This window comes from Stenotrophomonas sp. 10L48 (genome assembly GCF_056395105.1).
This window is the reverse complement of sequence record NZ_JBFTIX010000003.1, coordinates 1-14,044: the sequence shown is the minus strand read 5'-3', so window position 1 is coordinate 14,044 and position 14,044 is coordinate 1. Positions and strand designations below refer to the sequence as shown.

General features: G+C 67.5%; 12 protein-coding genes. 6 read left to right on the top strand and 6 right to left on the bottom strand.

From position 1 onward, the window contains the following. Nucleotides 1–169: 169 nt before the first annotated feature. Both glyS and glyQ read right to left on the bottom strand, forming a co-directional pair. On the bottom strand, nt 170–2,245 hold the full coding sequence (glyS, locus tag AC1DCU_RS05645; RefSeq protein WP_442251895.1) for a glycine--tRNA ligase subunit beta: 2,076 nt from the start codon (nt 2,243–2,245) through the stop codon (nt 170–172). Between the two features lie 88 nt (nt 2,246–2,333). Further along, on the bottom strand, nt 2,334–3,245 hold the full coding sequence (glyQ, locus tag AC1DCU_RS05640) for a glycine--tRNA ligase subunit alpha (protein WP_025878768.1): 912 nt from the start codon (nt 3,243–3,245) through the stop codon (nt 2,334–2,336). An 83-nt stretch (nt 3,246–3,328) separates the two neighbouring features. On the opposite strand from glyQ, the gene AC1DCU_RS05635 reads away from it, so the two are divergent. From AC1DCU_RS05635 to AC1DCU_RS05625, 3 genes are read left to right on the top strand one after another with little or no spacing between them, the layout of a single operon-like run. Beyond that, nucleotides 3,329–5,164, top strand: a complete 1,836-nt coding sequence (locus AC1DCU_RS05635; RefSeq protein ID WP_442251896.1) for a GspE/PulE family protein — start codon at nt 3,329–3,331, stop codon at nt 5,162–5,164. Then, a complete protein-coding gene (locus tag AC1DCU_RS05630; protein WP_442251897.1) occupies nt 5,136–5,882 on the top strand; it encodes a glutamine amidotransferase in 747 nt (248 codons plus the stop codon). The genes AC1DCU_RS05635 and AC1DCU_RS05630 overlap by 29 nt, the downstream gene beginning before the upstream one ends. A gap of 51 nt (nt 5,883–5,933) precedes the next feature. Further along, the gene (locus AC1DCU_RS05625) at nt 5,934–6,845 is read left to right on the top strand and encodes a BPSS1780 family membrane protein (protein WP_025878765.1); all 912 of its coding nucleotides are present in this window, start codon (nt 5,934–5,936) and stop codon (nt 6,843–6,845) included. 90 nt (nt 6,846–6,935) lie between these two features. Here AC1DCU_RS05625 and tatC read toward each other — a convergent pair whose 3' ends face one another. The 4 genes from tatC to AC1DCU_RS05605 form a co-directional block, all read right to left on the bottom strand. Next, on the bottom strand, nt 6,936–7,685 hold the full coding sequence (tatC, locus tag AC1DCU_RS05620; RefSeq protein ID WP_025878764.1) for a twin-arginine translocase subunit TatC: 750 nt from the start codon (nt 7,683–7,685) through the stop codon (nt 6,936–6,938). Then, nucleotides 7,682–8,155 (bottom strand): Sec-independent protein translocase protein TatB, encoded by a 474-nt coding sequence (gene tatB, locus AC1DCU_RS05615; RefSeq protein ID WP_442251898.1) that lies wholly within the window; start codon nt 8,153–8,155, stop codon nt 7,682–7,684. The genes tatC and tatB overlap by 4 nt, the downstream gene beginning before the upstream one ends. 15 nt (nt 8,156–8,170) lie before the next feature. Continuing rightward, a complete protein-coding gene (gene tatA, locus AC1DCU_RS05610) occupies nt 8,171–8,398 on the bottom strand; it encodes a Sec-independent protein translocase subunit TatA (protein ID WP_025878762.1) in 228 nt (75 codons plus the stop codon). 74 nt (nt 8,399–8,472) lie between these two features. Continuing rightward, nucleotides 8,473–9,363 carry a lipid-binding SYLF domain-containing protein gene (locus AC1DCU_RS05605; protein WP_025878761.1) on the bottom strand — a complete coding sequence of 297 codons (891 nt, stop codon included), beginning with the start codon at nt 9,361–9,363 and terminating at the stop codon, nt 8,473–8,475. 166 nt (nt 9,364–9,529) lie between these two features. Between AC1DCU_RS05605 and hemH the strand changes: the two genes are divergently transcribed. From hemH to AC1DCU_RS05590, 3 genes are all read left to right on the top strand, one after another. Then, nucleotides 9,530–10,492 (top strand): ferrochelatase, encoded by a 963-nt coding sequence (gene hemH / locus AC1DCU_RS05600; protein WP_478014148.1) that lies wholly within the window; start codon nt 9,530–9,532, stop codon nt 10,490–10,492. Then, nucleotides 10,489–11,346, top strand: a complete 858-nt coding sequence (locus AC1DCU_RS05595) for an alpha/beta fold hydrolase (protein ID WP_442251899.1) — start codon at nt 10,489–10,491, stop codon at nt 11,344–11,346. Before hemH ends, AC1DCU_RS05595 begins: the two co-directional genes overlap by 4 nt. 291 nt (nt 11,347–11,637) lie before the next feature. Beyond that, nucleotides 11,638–13,734 carry a methyl-accepting chemotaxis protein gene (locus tag AC1DCU_RS05590; RefSeq protein ID WP_442251900.1) on the top strand — a complete coding sequence of 699 codons (2,097 nt, stop codon included), beginning with the start codon at nt 11,638–11,640 and terminating at the stop codon, nt 13,732–13,734. Nucleotides 13,735–14,044: the final 310 nt, after the last annotated feature.

Here is a 14,044-nt window from a genome sequence, read left to right as displayed (position 1 = left end):
GATCATCGCGGCCGCATGCGGAAATATCGGCATCGCGTCGCTGCCGGCCAGCGGCCGGCTACCCAGTAGATCCACGCCATGCGTGGATACGGTCTGATTCATGGCGAGCGCGCAGCGCGGCCTGCAGAAAAGCCGCCGGGCATGGCCCGGCGCTACCCATCGTGGGCGATCAGCTGGACAGGTGCTCGATCGCCGCGACCTTGCCCAGGCGCTCGCCCAGCATCGTCAGCAGTGCCAGGCGGTTGCCACGCAGTGCCGGATCCTCGGCATTGACCATCACCCCGTCGAAGAACGCATCGACCTGCGGACGCAGGCGGGCCAGGCGCGCCAACACGGCCACATAGTCCTTCTGGTGCAGGCTGGCGCCGGTATCGTCGATGGCGGCAGTCACAGCTTCGGCCAGCGCGCGCTCGGCATCTTCCTGCAGCAGGGCCGCATCGATCTGGCCCGGAATATCGCCTTCGGCCTTGCGCAGGATGTTGCGGATGCGCTTGTTGGCCGCGGCCAGCGCCTCGGCTTCCGGCAGCGCCGCGAAGATCCCGATCGCGTCCAAGCGGCGGTCGAAGTCGTACAGCGAGGCCGGCTTCAGCTCGGCCACCGCGTTGAAGTGGCTGGCCGGCACGCCCTTGTCGCTGTAATAGCCCTTCAGGCGGTCGAGGATGAAGTCGTACAGCTCGGCCACGTCGGCCTGCACGTTGCGCGCGGCCAGCCCGGCGTTGGCGCTGGCCAGCAGCGCGCGCAGGTCCAGTTCGAAGCTGCTTTCGATGATCGTGCGGGCCAGGCCCAGCGCGTTGCGGCGCAGGGCGAACGGGTCCTTGTTGCCGGTCGGCTTCAGGCCCGCGGCGAAACCGCCGGCCAGGGTATCCACGCGCTCGGCGATCGCCAGCACCTTGCCCAGCGGCGACAGCGCGATGTCATCACCACCGAAGCGCGGCTGGTAGGCCTCGTCGATGGCCAGCGCCACCTCCGGCGATTCGCCACCGGCCACCGCGTAGTGGCGGCCGGCGATGCCCTGCAGTTCCGGGAACTCATTGACCATGCGCGACTGCAGGTCGTTCTTGGCCAGCTGCGCGGCACGCTTGGCCAGCAGCGGATCGGCGCCGACCTGCGGCGCAATCACTTCGGCCAGCGCCACCACGCGCGCGACCTTGTCGGCCACGCTGCCCAGCTTGGCCTGGTAGGTCACCGTCTTCAGGCCCTCGCCCATCGCCTGCAGGCCCTGCTTCAGGTCTTCGTCGAAGAAGAACTTGGCATCGGCGAAGCGCGGGCGGATCACCCGCTCGTAGCCCTTGGCCACTTCGGCCACGTCCTTGGACTCGATGTTGGCGATGCCGATGAACTTCTCGGTCAGCTTGCCGCCGTCATCCAGCACCGGGAAGAACTTCTGGTTGATCTCCATCGTCTCGATCAGCGCTTCCTGCGGCACCGCCAGGAACGCGCGCTCGAAGCTGCACAGCACCGCCGACGGCCACTCGACCAGGTTCACCACCTGCTCCAGGTTGTCCTCGGTGATGCGTGCGCTGCCACCGGCGGTGGCTGCAGCGGCTTCCACCTCGGCGACGATGCGCTGGCGGCGCTCTGCCGGGTCAACCAGCACGAAGGCGGCGCGCAGCGATTCCACATAGTCCTGCGGCTGGGTCAGCCACACGGTCTTGTCGTGCAGGAAGCGGTGGCCGCGGCTCATGCGGTCGGCCTTCAGGCCGAACAGTTCGGCCTCGACCACGTCACCGCCGTGCAGCAGCACCAGCCAGTGCACCGGGCGCGCGAAGCCCCAGCTGTGGTCGCCCCAGCGCATCGGCTTGGGAATGGGCATGCCGGCGATGGCCTCGCGCAGGATCTCCGGCAGCAGCGCAGCAGTGCGCGCGCCCGGGGTCACCGCACGGTGCACGAAGCGCTCACCCTTGTTGTCGGTGGTCTTTTCCAGCGCGGTCCAGTCGATCCCGGCCTTGGCCGCGAACCCCTGCAGCGCCTTGGTCGGCTGGCCTTCGGCGTCCAGCGCGATGTTCAGGTACGGGCCCAGCACTTCGCTGTGCTGTTCCGGCTGCTCCAGGCCAACGCCCGGCAGCAGCACAGCCAGGCGGCGAGGGGTCGACAGCGGGCGTGCATCGCCCAGCTCCAGTTCCACGCCGCGCTTGCGCAGGCCGTCGACAACACCGTCGAAGAAGGCCTGGGCCAGGCCCGGCAGTGCCTTGACCGGCAGCTCTTCGGTGCCCAGTTCAATCAGCAGGGGAGACAAGTGGCTCATCGGTTCGATCCTGTGGTGGGGGCGCAGCGCGCGACGCGGCCGGCGCCCCTGGGGTAGTAGGTGAAACGCGTGATGGGAGAACGGGCCGTCAGGCCTTCTTCGCGCCCGGGAAGCCCAGCTTCTCGCGCTGCTCGTAGTAGGCCTTGGCCACCGCCTGGGCCAGCGCGCGCACGCGCAGGATGTAGCGCTGGCGTTCGGTCACGCTGATCGCGCGGCGCGCATCGAGCAGGTTGAAGGTGTGGCTGGCCTTCATCACCTGTTCGTAGGCCGGCAGCGGCAGGTTCACTTCCACCAGCTTCTGCGCTTCGCGCTCGCAGGCATCGAAGCGGTGGAACATTTCTTCCACGTCGGCGTATTCGAAGTTGTAGGTGCTCTGCTCCACCTCGTTCTGGTGGTAGACGTCGCCGTAGGTCACCGGCTGCCCATCCGGGCCGTAGGTCCAGACCAAGTCGTAGACGTTGTCGCAGTTCTGCAGGTACATGCACAGGCGCTCGAGACCGTAGGTGATCTCGCCCAGCACCGGCCGGCACTCCAGGCCACCGGCCTGCTGGAAGTAGGTGAACTGGGTCACCTCCATGCCGTTGAGCCAGACTTCCCAGCCCAGGCCCCAGGCGCCCAGGGTCGGCGATTCCCAGTTGTCCTCGACAAAGCGCAGGTCGTGCACCAGCGGATCGATGCCCACCGCCTTCAGCGAATCCAGGTACAGCTGCTGGATGTTGTCCGGTGCCGGCTTCATCGCCACCTGGTACTGGTAGTAGCGCTGCAGGCGGTTCGGGTTCTCGCCGTAGCGGCCATCGGTCGGGCGCCGCGACGGCTGCACGTAGGCCGCGTTCCAGGTTTCCGGGCCGATCGCACGCAGGAAGGTGGCCGGGTGGAACGTACCGGCGCCCACCTCCAGGTCGAGCGGCTGGATGAGCACGCAGCCCTGCTGGGCCCAGAACTGGTTCAGGGTCTGGATCAGGCCCTGGAAGGTGATCGGAACGGTCGGGGTCGCGGACATGCGGACGAGTCTTGGCCGGCAAAGGGGTGCGCTAGTATAACGGCCGACCTGCGGGGCATTCCGTACCCGGAAGGAGCAGGTGGATGGAACATCGGCTGCCCACGGGCACGCCCGGCGAGCCTGGAGCGGCACCGTTGCCGCCCGGTCGCCTGCAGTTCGAACAGGTTGCGGCGGCCCTGCTGGCCGACGGCGTGGTGGCTGCGCACGAGCGCGAGCGCATCCGTTTTTCCGCACAGGGCGCCCGCAATGCCAGTGAAGTGCATCCACTGGTGCTGCTGTCCAACCTCAAGCTGGCCGCCAGCGACGGCGGCGACCTCAATCTGGAACGCCTCACCGAGTGGCTGGCCCAGCGTACCGGCAGCCGCTACCTGCGCATCGATCCGACCCGGGTCGACGTCGCCTCGGTCACCGCCGTGGCCTCGCACGCCTACGCGCGCCGCCATCGCTTCCTGCCGCTGGCGGTGGATGGCGAACGCGTGCTGGTGGCCACCAGCGAGCCGCTGGCACAGGAATGGCTGCGCGACCTGCAGCACCTGACCCGCCTTCGCATCGAGCTGGCGGTGGTCAATCCGCTGGACCTGCACCGCTACACCATGGAGTTCTTCGGCGTCACCCGCTCGGTGCGCGGTGCCCGTGGCGACGTACGGGGTGAGGCCAACACCACCCTGCCCAGCTTCGAGCAACTGGTGGAACTGGGCCGCACCGGCGACGTCAATGCCGACGACCAGCACATCGTGCACATCGTCGACTGGCTGCTGCAGTACGCCTACGAGCAGCGCGCCTCGGACATCCACCTGGAGCCCCGCCGCGAAATGGGCCGCATGCGCTTCCGCATCGACGGCGTGCTGCACAAGGTGTTCGAAGTGCCACCGGCGGTGATGACCGCCGTGGTCAGCCGTATCAAGGTGCTCGGACGCATGGACCTGGCCGAGCGCCGGCGCCCGCAGGATGGTCGCATCAAGACCCGCTCGCCCGGCGGCCGTGAAGTGGAAATGCGCCTGTCGACCATGCCGACCGCCTTCGGCGAGAAATGCGTGATGCGCATCTTCGACCCGGAAGCGGCCTTCAAGAGCATCGACCAGCTCGGCTTCAGCCCGCAGGAAGCGGCCGGCTGGACCGCCCTGGTCGAGCGCCCGCACGGCATCGTGCTGGTCACCGGCCCGACCGGTTCGGGCAAGACCACCACCCTGTATTCCACCCTGAAGCGGCTGGCCACGCCGGACGTCAACGTATGCACGGTGGAAGACCCGATCGAGATGATCGCGCCGGAATTCAACCAGATGCAGGTGCAGACCAACATCGACCTGGATTTCGCCAGCGGTGTGCGCACCCTGCTGCGGCAGGACCCGGACATCATCATGATCGGCGAGATCCGCGACCTGGAAACCGCGCAGATGGCCGTGCAGGCCTCGCTGACCGGCCACCTGGTGCTGTCCACCCTGCACACCAACGACGCGCCCTCGGCCATCACCCGCCTGCTCGACCTGGGCGTACCGCATTACCTGCTGTCGTCCACCGTCAACGGCATTCTCGCCCAGCGCCTGGTGCGCACCCTGTGCCCGCACTGCAAGCAGCCGCACACCCTCGGCCGGGCCGATTGGGCAGTGCTGGCTGATAGCGAAGCTGCATATCCAGATACCGCCACGCCCTGTCGGCCGGTCGGTTGCCTGGAGTGCCGGCGCACCGGATTCCTCGGCCGCATCGGCCTGTATGAGTTGCTGCCATTGGGCTCGCGCCTGCGCGGGCTGATCCGTGCGGACATGGATCTGGCCGGTTTCAACCGTGCCGCGCGTGCTGAAGGAGTGCGAACCCTGCGCCAGGCCGGGCTTGAAAAGGTGGCACAGGGGCTGACTACAATCGAGGAAGTCCTGTCGGTACTACCTCCCCCGGATGAATCCAGCGCCCTTCCTGATCCTTGAAACCGGCCGCCCCGTGCCGTCATTGCGCCGCTACGGGCGCTTTCCGCACTGGATCCGGGTCGCCGCCGGCCTGGAAGAACACGAGACCGTCGTGGTCGACGTCGAGCACGGCGCCGACCTGCCCGATCCACGCCAGTTCGCCGGCGTGCTGGTAACCGGCTCGGCCGCCTTCGTCACCGACCACGCCGAATGGAGCGAACGCAGTGCCGCCTGGCTGCGGCAGACCGCGCACGACGACGTGCCGGTGTTCGGCATCTGCTACGGCCACCAGCTGCTGGCCCACGCGCTGGGCGGCGAAGTGGCCTACAACCCCGCCGGGCGCGAATCGGGAACGATTGAGCTGGCACTGGACCCGCAGGCCGCGAAGGACCCGTTGTTCCAGGGCCTGCCGAGCCACTTCGCGGCCCACGCCACCCATCTGCAGACCGTGCTGCGCGTACCCGAAGGCGCCGCCGTGCTGGCGCGCTCGCCGCTGGATGGCTGCCATGCCTTCCGCTGGGGCCGCCAGGCCTGGGGCGTGCAGTTCCATCCGGAATTCGCCACCCACCACATGCGTGGCTACGTGCGCGCACGCGCCGACTGCATCGGCCGTCATGGCGGTTGCGCGCGCAGTATCGAGCGCGCGGTCAGCGCCGCGCCGCTGGCGCGCCAGCTGTTGCGGCGCTTTGTCCGCCAGGCCCGGCTGTCTTCAGCCCAGCCGGTGGCAAAACAGGGATAATCGGCGGCACGGGCACACCGCCCGGCCCCTCCTGTCCCTCCCCGGATGTCCATGAAAGAGATTCGCAAGCTGCCAGCCTCGGCGGGCGCCCAGTGGTTGCTGGATACGTTCTCGCTGTATCGGCGTGCGCCGCTGCAGCTGGCCCGGATCGGCCTGACCTGGCTGCTGGTGAACTGGGTGGTCACCCTGCTGGGAACGATGCTGCCCGGTACCGCCGGCCTGGCCCTGCAGATGATGACGCTGGTGATTTCACCGGTGATGTTCGGCGGCATGCTGTACGCCATGGGTGAGATCGACCAGGGCCGTCCCGGCCTGGCCACCCATCTGCTGCAGCCGATCCGCGACCGTCGTGTCAGCCACCTGCTGGTGCCGCTGGCGATCCAGGTGCTGGCCGTGCTGCTGCTGGGCGCGCTGCTGTACCTGATGATCGGCCGCGAGGGCTTCACCGCCTTCAGCGACACCATGACCAAGATGCAGGAACTCGGCCGCAGCGGGCAGCAGATCAGTCCGGAAACCGCCGCCGAACTGGTCGCCAACCTGCCCGCGCAGCGCATCGCGCTGTGGATGCTGCTGGTGTTCTGCACCGCCGTGGCGCTGACCCTGGCGATGTTCACCCAGCCGGCACTGGTGGTGTTCGACCGCCAGAGCGGCATGCACGCGCTGCGCCTGAGCCTGCAGGGCTGCATCGAGAACATCGGCGCCACCGCCGTGTTCACCGTGCTCGGCCTGATCGCCGCGTTCTGCGTCTATGTGCTGTTCGTGATCGTGGTCCAGCTCGGCATGCTGCTGGGCGGCCCGCTGGCGGCGGCCTTCATCGCGCAGCTGGTGTTCACCACGGTGCTGATGCCGCTGTATGTCGGCGCCGTCTATGCGGCCTGGAAGCAGATGTTCGTGCATCGCGGCAGCCGCGGCGCACCGCCGGTGCCGCAGTCGCCGCCTGCCAACGACGTCTTCCACGCTTGAGCGGGGCTCAACGGTAGCGCCGGGCGATGCCCGGCGGATGGATGTCACTTCACCCCACGAACGCCGGGCATGGCCCGGCGCTACCGGGGATCAGGCCGCAGGCTTCTTGACCACCGAAGACGGAACCAGCCAGCGCGCGGCGTGGATGCCCAGCTCGTACAGCAGGCACATCGGGATCGCCAGCATCAGCTGCGACACCACGTCCGGCGGAGTCAGGATCGCAGCGAGCACGAAGATGCCGACGATCGCGTAACCGCGTCCTTCCTTGAACTGCTGCGGCGTGATCCAGCCCAGCAGCACCAGGATCACCATCGCCACCGGCAGCTCGAAGCTGCCGCCGAAGGCGAAGAAGATCGCCAGCACGAAATCCAGGTAGGCATTCGCATCCGGCGTGATCGCGATCACTTCCGGGCTGAAGGTGGTGAGGAAGTGGAAGACCGCCGGCAGCACCAGGAAATAGGCAAAGGCGCAGCCGGTGTAGAACAGCAGCACCGAGGAGACCAGCAACGGCATCGCCAGGCGCTTCTCACGTGCATACAGGCCCGGCGCGACGAAGGCCCACAGCTGGTACAGCAGCCATGGCACGGCCACGAACAGGGCCACGAAGAACGTCAGCTTCAACGGCGCGAAGAAGGCGCCGGCCGGGTTGGTGGCGATCATCGTCTGCCCATTGGGCAACTGCGAGATCAGCGGCTCGGCCAGTGCGTTGTAAAGCTTCTGGGTAAACGGCAGCAGGCCCAGCAGCACAACGCCCAGCCCCAGCAGCGCACGCACCAGGCGCGAGCGCAGTTCAACCAGGTGTTCCACCAGCGAACTTTCGCCGAAGTCGTGTTCGCTCATGACGGGCGCTCCGTGCGCGCGGGCGTTTCGGTCGCGGTATCAGCAACGGCATTGCCCGCAGCTTCAGCGGTGGCAGGCGTAATGGCTGCACCTTCAGTCGACGCCCCCCCCGGCTCGGGCGCATCCGCCAGATGTGGGGGCTGTTCGGCCGGGGCCGGTGCACGCACCTGCTGCGCCAGTGTGTCGCTGTGCTGTTGCATCTGCTCGGCTTCGCGGCGCATGGCTTCGCCGCTGGCACGCAGCTGGTTCTCGGTGTCCTGCATGCCCTGGCGCACGTCCTGCATCTGCCGCTTGATGTCTTCGGCCTGCAGTTCGCGTTCCAGTTCCTGCTTGACCGAATCCCATTGATTGCGCGCGCGGCGTACCCACAGCCCGGCGAAGCGGGCCGCCTTGGGCAGGCGCTCAGGTCCGAGCACCACCAAGGCGACAACCGCGATCACCAGCAGTTCGCTGAAGCCGATATCAAACACCGCAACCGCTCCGGATCAACGCGGCTTGCGGTCGTGCTCGTCCTGCGCGGTGCGCGAGGCGTCCTGGCTGCGCGACTCGTCGCCCAACTGCGCGTTCGGCTTGTCGTCGTCGTGCATGCCCTTCTTGAATTCCTTGACCGCCGAGCCGAGGTCCTTGGCACCACTGGTCAGGCGCTTGGTGCCGAACACCAGCAGGACGATGGCGAGCACGACCAACCAATGCCAGATGCTGAAACTGCCCATAAGTCGCTCGTTACGTTAGTGATCAGATTGCCGAGCATAGCGCACCGGCTGTTAGCCGGCGCGCGTGACGAAAGTCAGTTGTTGCCCAGTGTTTCAGTGCGGATTTCACCGTCGTTGACCGGCTGGAAACCCTGCTGGGCCGGCGGCGGGGTCTGCGGCACGGCCTGCAGCGGCGCCGTGGTCGCTTCAGCAGGTGCCGCCGGCGCTGCCTGAACAGGCTGCGGGGCAGGCGCTGCAGCAGCCGCCGGACGCGGTGCGTCATTGCCACCATTGCGGTTGTTGCGCGCCGCGTAGGTGGCCTCTTCCAGGCGATCACGGAAAGCGACCACATCCATTGAAGGCGAGCCAGCCGCGCGGCCCTCGAAGATCATCCGCGGGGTGGTGTTGCTGCCGTAGGCGTCAAGGTTGGCAGCATCGTCGATCTGCAGGATCGCACCATCCAGGGCCACGCCAGCGAACAGGCCGCGGGCGCGCGACCACGACCAGATCTCGGCCTTCAGCTGGCCATCGGTGGCGGCGGCGGCATTGCGGCCCACAGGACCGGCGGCCACACCGGCATCGGCGCCGAGGGTGAACTTGCCGTTGACGAGGTTGTCCAGGCTGCGGTCGTTGCGGAACACCAGCACAACGTCGGAGGACTGCACACCGGCCTGGAAGCCGATGCTGCCGCCGGTGAGCTTGATGAATACCGGGTTGGACCACGCACCATTGGGCATGCGCACCGACATCAGGCCGTGGCCACGACGGCCGCCGATCACCAGACCGGCCTTGATCGTGTCGGGAATGACGATGACCGCGCGGCCTTCGTCGAGCAATTTGTCCGGAATGCCCTGTTCAGGGATTCCCTGGATTTCAGCCAGTACACGCACCGCGTTGCGGGCGCGCTGGTCTTCCTGCGGTCCGGCCATGGCCTGGCTGGACAGCAGGCTGGCGGCGATCAGCAGGGCTTGGATCGGGCGACGCATGGCAGGCTCCAGAAGTCAGTCCATAGGAAGATATAGCAAGTGACTGAAATTAGTAGTGTTGTGATGAATCCCCAATGAGCGTTGCCTGCTCATATTGGCCTCATCGATGACATCCATCCGAACCCTGCATGCCGACGTGACGATGGAATCGGCGACAATACCGCCCATGCTCGACGCACCCGATACCGCCGTACTGGCGGTCAACCTAGGCACGCCCGAGACGCCGACGGCCCCCGCCGTTCGCCGTTATCTGGCCGAATTCCTGTCCGACCGGCGCGTGGTCTCGCTGCCGGCACTGCTGTGGCAGCCCTTGCTGCGCGGTCTGATACTGCCGCTGCGCAGCAGCCGTTCAGCCGCCAAGTACGCCCAGGTGTGGCTGCCGGAAGGCTCGCCGCTGATGGTCCACACCCGCCAGTTGGCGCAGGCGATGYAAGCATTGCTGCCGACGCTGCGCGTACGCCACGCGATGCGCTACGGCGAACCCGCGCTCACCACCGAACTGGATCGGCTGGCCACCGAGGGCGTGCGCCGCATCGTGGTATTGCCGCTGTATCCGCAGTATTCGACCACCACCACGGCCTCGGTCGAGGATCGTGTGGATGCCTGGCAGCGCAGGAACCCACAGGTCACCGTCAGCCTGGTGCAGGACTATTCGATCGATCCGGACTGGGTCGCCGCCGTTGCCGGCTCGATCCAGCGCTACTGGCAGCAGCAGGGTCGCGGCCAGAAGCTGATGTTCTCCTTCCATGGCATTCCGCAGCGCCTTGCCGATGCCGGCGATCCCTATCCGCAGCGCTGCGAGGCCAGTGCGCGCGCGATCGCCGCAGCACTGGGCCTGGGCGCGGACGACTGGCAGATGGGTTACCAGTCGCGCTTCGGCCGCGAACGCTGGCTGCAGCCCTACGCCGAGCCCAGCCTGTGGGAGCTGGCCGAAGCGGGGGTGAAACAGATCGACGTCGTCTGCCCCGGGTTTGCCACCGACTGCCTGGAAACACTGGAAGAAGTCGCCATGGGCTTCACCGAAACACTGGCCGAGCGCGGCGCACAGATGCGCTATATCCCCTGCCTCAACGCCGCACCGGATCACGCCCGCGCACTGGCTCGGCTGGCCGTGGCGTCGCTGGCATGAGCCTGCAGCCGTTTGAGCTGCAGGTCGCGGGCGTCCGTGTCGCCGGCCTGCGCCGGCCGGGTAAGGGTCCGCGGGCGCTGGCCCTGCACGGCTGGCTCGACAATGCGGCCAGCTTCGTTCCGCTGGCGCCGCATCTGCCGCACCTGGACCTGGTGGCGATCGATCTGCCCGGGCACGGCCACAGCGCGCATCTGCCGATCGGGGCGGTGTACACCACGCCAGCAGCAATCACCCATGTCCTCGATGTCGCCGATGCACTGGGCTGGGACCGGTTCACCCTGATCGGCCATTCGATGGGTGCCGGCATCGCCAGCCTCGCCGCAGCGGTCAGTGATCGCATCGAACGGCTGGTCGCCATCGAGGCACTCGGCGGCCTGCGCGGGCCGGAGGAAGAAACTGCCAGCCGCCTGCGCGAGCACGTCGACGCCACCCGAGCACTGGCACGCAAGCAGCTGCGCGTGTTCCCGGATCTGGCTGCACCGATCCGGGCGCGGATGATGACCAACCAGCTCAGCGAAGGCTGCGCACGCCTGCTGGTCGAACGCGGTGTCGAGCCGGTCGAAGGCGGCTATCGCTGGTGCAGCGATCCGCGCCTGATGCTGCCCACCGCGATCCGCCTCAGCGAAGGCCAGATCGACAACCTGCTGCAGGCCATCACCTGTCCTACCCAGGTGATCTATGCCACGCCTGCACAGTCGTATTATCCCGAGCCGATGCGCAGCGAGCGCCTGCAGCATCTGCGTGATGGCCGCCTGGCGGTATTCCCCGGCAACCATCACCTGCACATGGAACACCCGGCGCGTATTGCCGCCGTCATCGATGCGTTCCTGAGCGAAAACGCCAACGCACGCTGACCATCGTCGGCCGCGCGCACTTCACTCTGCGCCAGTGCGGCCGATAGAACGGTAGTGGGCCCCTGCGTCCACAGCACGCAGGCCCTTTGTGCCTGCGGCTCGTTCCTGGTTCTGCAAGGAAGACCGCATGTCCCGTCTGCTGCACCGTCATCCACAGGATGTGGTCACGGTGTCCGTCCTCCGCGTCGCTGCCTGCGCCGCATTCCCCGAATTCCCCGACCGTGCCGTCGTTGCGCTCATCCGCGCAGGGCGTTGCAGGGTCGCTGCCGTCCGTTGATCCAGGAGTTGCCGATGTCCATTGCGTCCTCCCGCCCGCCCGACCAGGGCCGTGTCCCTTATCTGCAACAGCTGGCACAGCGGGGCGATCGTCGCCTGCTGCTGGGCAGCGTGGTATTCGCAGCGATCGGCCTTGTGCTTGCCGTGCGCGGCACGTCGCTGCCCGCTGCGAGCGCCGTTGCCGCCGCGGTACTGCCAGCCGCCTGGCTGGGCTGGCGCCAGGCCGGCCATGCGCTCGCGCGCAACGGCCTGGCCGTATTGCTTTCACTGCAGTTGAGCCTGCTCTGTCATATCAGCGGATTGAATGCCGCATTGCCCATCGCGCTGCTGCTGGGCGTGCTGCTCATCCAGCGTGACCGCATGCCGTTGTGGCTGGCCGGCGCCGTGGGTGTCAGTGCGTTGCTGGCGCCGTTGCTTGATGGGGCGGCCGTCCTGCCGCCGCTGTTGAATGCCATGGCCCTGGCGGTGCTGACGCTGGTGCTGGGCCAGACCGCCGCGCGCCTGCGCCAACAGAGCGAAGCGCTGGGTCACGGACCGCACCGCCTGGCGGCATTGGCACGCGACATTGCCACGGGCGCCGACCTCGGCGCACACAGCGATGCACGCAACTACGCACCCGGTTCACTGGCCCACGCGCTGGCCGATACCGCACGCCATGTGCAGGCGCAGCGCGGCCGCGAGGCCGAAGCACATGCCGAGAACGCGCAGATCCGCCAGGCACTGGATGCCTCGCGCACGGCGATGATGATCGCCGACAACGATCACGTCATCCGCTACGTCAACCGCTCGGTGGTGGCGCTGCTGCGCAACCAGCAGGCCACGCTGCGCCAGGCCTTCCCCGATTTCGACGCCGAGCGGCTGGTCGGCAGCAGCATCCATCGCTTCCATGCCAACCCTGACCGCATCCGCGGCATCCTCAATGGGCTGCAGGCGACACACAACGGCAAGGTGCGGATCGGGCCGGTGCACTTCGCTCAGGTCGTCACCCCGGTGTTCGACGCACAGGGCGCGCGCCTGGGTTTTGCGGTGGAATGGCATGACCGTACCCATGAACTGACGCTGGAGAATGCCGTCGCCGGGATTGTCGATGCCGCCGCGCAGGGTGATCTGGAACAGCGCCTGCAAGCCAGCGAAGGCGCCAGCTTCCTCGACGGCCTGACCGGGGGCATCAACCAGCTGCTGGACACACTGGGCAGCACGGTCGACGAAGTGCGGCAGATGCTTTCGGCGATGGCCAACGGCGATCTCGACCGTCGCATGCAGGGCGAGTACCACGGCGCGTTCGCCGCCATCCAGCGCGATGCCAACGCCACCGCCGGCCAGCTGGCGCGCATGGTGGGCCACATCCAGCACTGCGCCACCACCATCAGCACGGCCGCCAGCGAAATCGCCGCCGGCAACGGCGCGCTGTCCGAGCGCAGCGAGCGACAGGCCGCTCATCTACAGGAAACGGCCGCCTCGATGGAGGAGCTGACCGCCACCGTGCGCCAGAACGCAGCGCATGCGCGCCAGGCCAGCGAGCTGGCCGCCTCCACCCAGGGCGCAGCAAGTGATGGCAACCACGCCATGCAGCGGGTGGTCGACACCATGCAGGCCATCGAAGGCGCGTCGAAGCGGATCGGCGACATTACCGGCGTGATCGACGGCATTGCCTTCCAGACCAACATCCTCGCGCTCAACGCAGCGGTTGAAGCGGCACGCGCCGGCGAACAGGGACGCGGGTTCGCGGTCGTCGCCAGCGAGGTCCGTGTGCTCGCACAGCGATCGGCGGCGGCGGCCCAGGAGATCAAGGTCCTCATCGACGAGGCAGGACGTCAGATCGGCGAGGGCGCCCAGTTGGTGGCCGATGCCGGACAGCGCATGCAGGGCATCGTCGGCGGCGTGGAGAACGTAAGCCACCTGATGCGCGAGATCTCGGCGGCGTCACAGGAGCAGTCATCCGGTATCGAGCAGATCAACCAGACGGTGGTGCAGATGGACCAGGCCACGCAGCAGAACGCGGCGCTGGTGGAAGAAGCCACTGCGGCGGCACGTGAACTGCAGTCGCAGGCCGGTGCGCTGAACCAGGCGGTATCGGTGTTCCGCCGGCGCGAGGCCGCGTTGATTGACTGATCCGGGCCTGCGTCTGCTGCATGGAAGGCGGCGCCCGCAGGGCGCCGCCTTTTTGTTGGGCGTGGTTCCCGGCGGGGTTGTTTGACTCAACGGGTACGAAGGCGGTCCGTTTGAGGCTGCATGCGACACGATGATAAGTAAGAAGGCCAGAGCACCTGCCGCTGCGGCGGAGTATGTCCGCCAGCTGCTGTGCTCCACAGAATGCGGCACTCCGTGGGCGCCGCATCTACGCGTGGGTATTGAGTTCCGTAGTGYCGGCCGCTGGCCGGCAACCTCATGAACATCACGCGGCTGCACGTGGTTGCCGGCC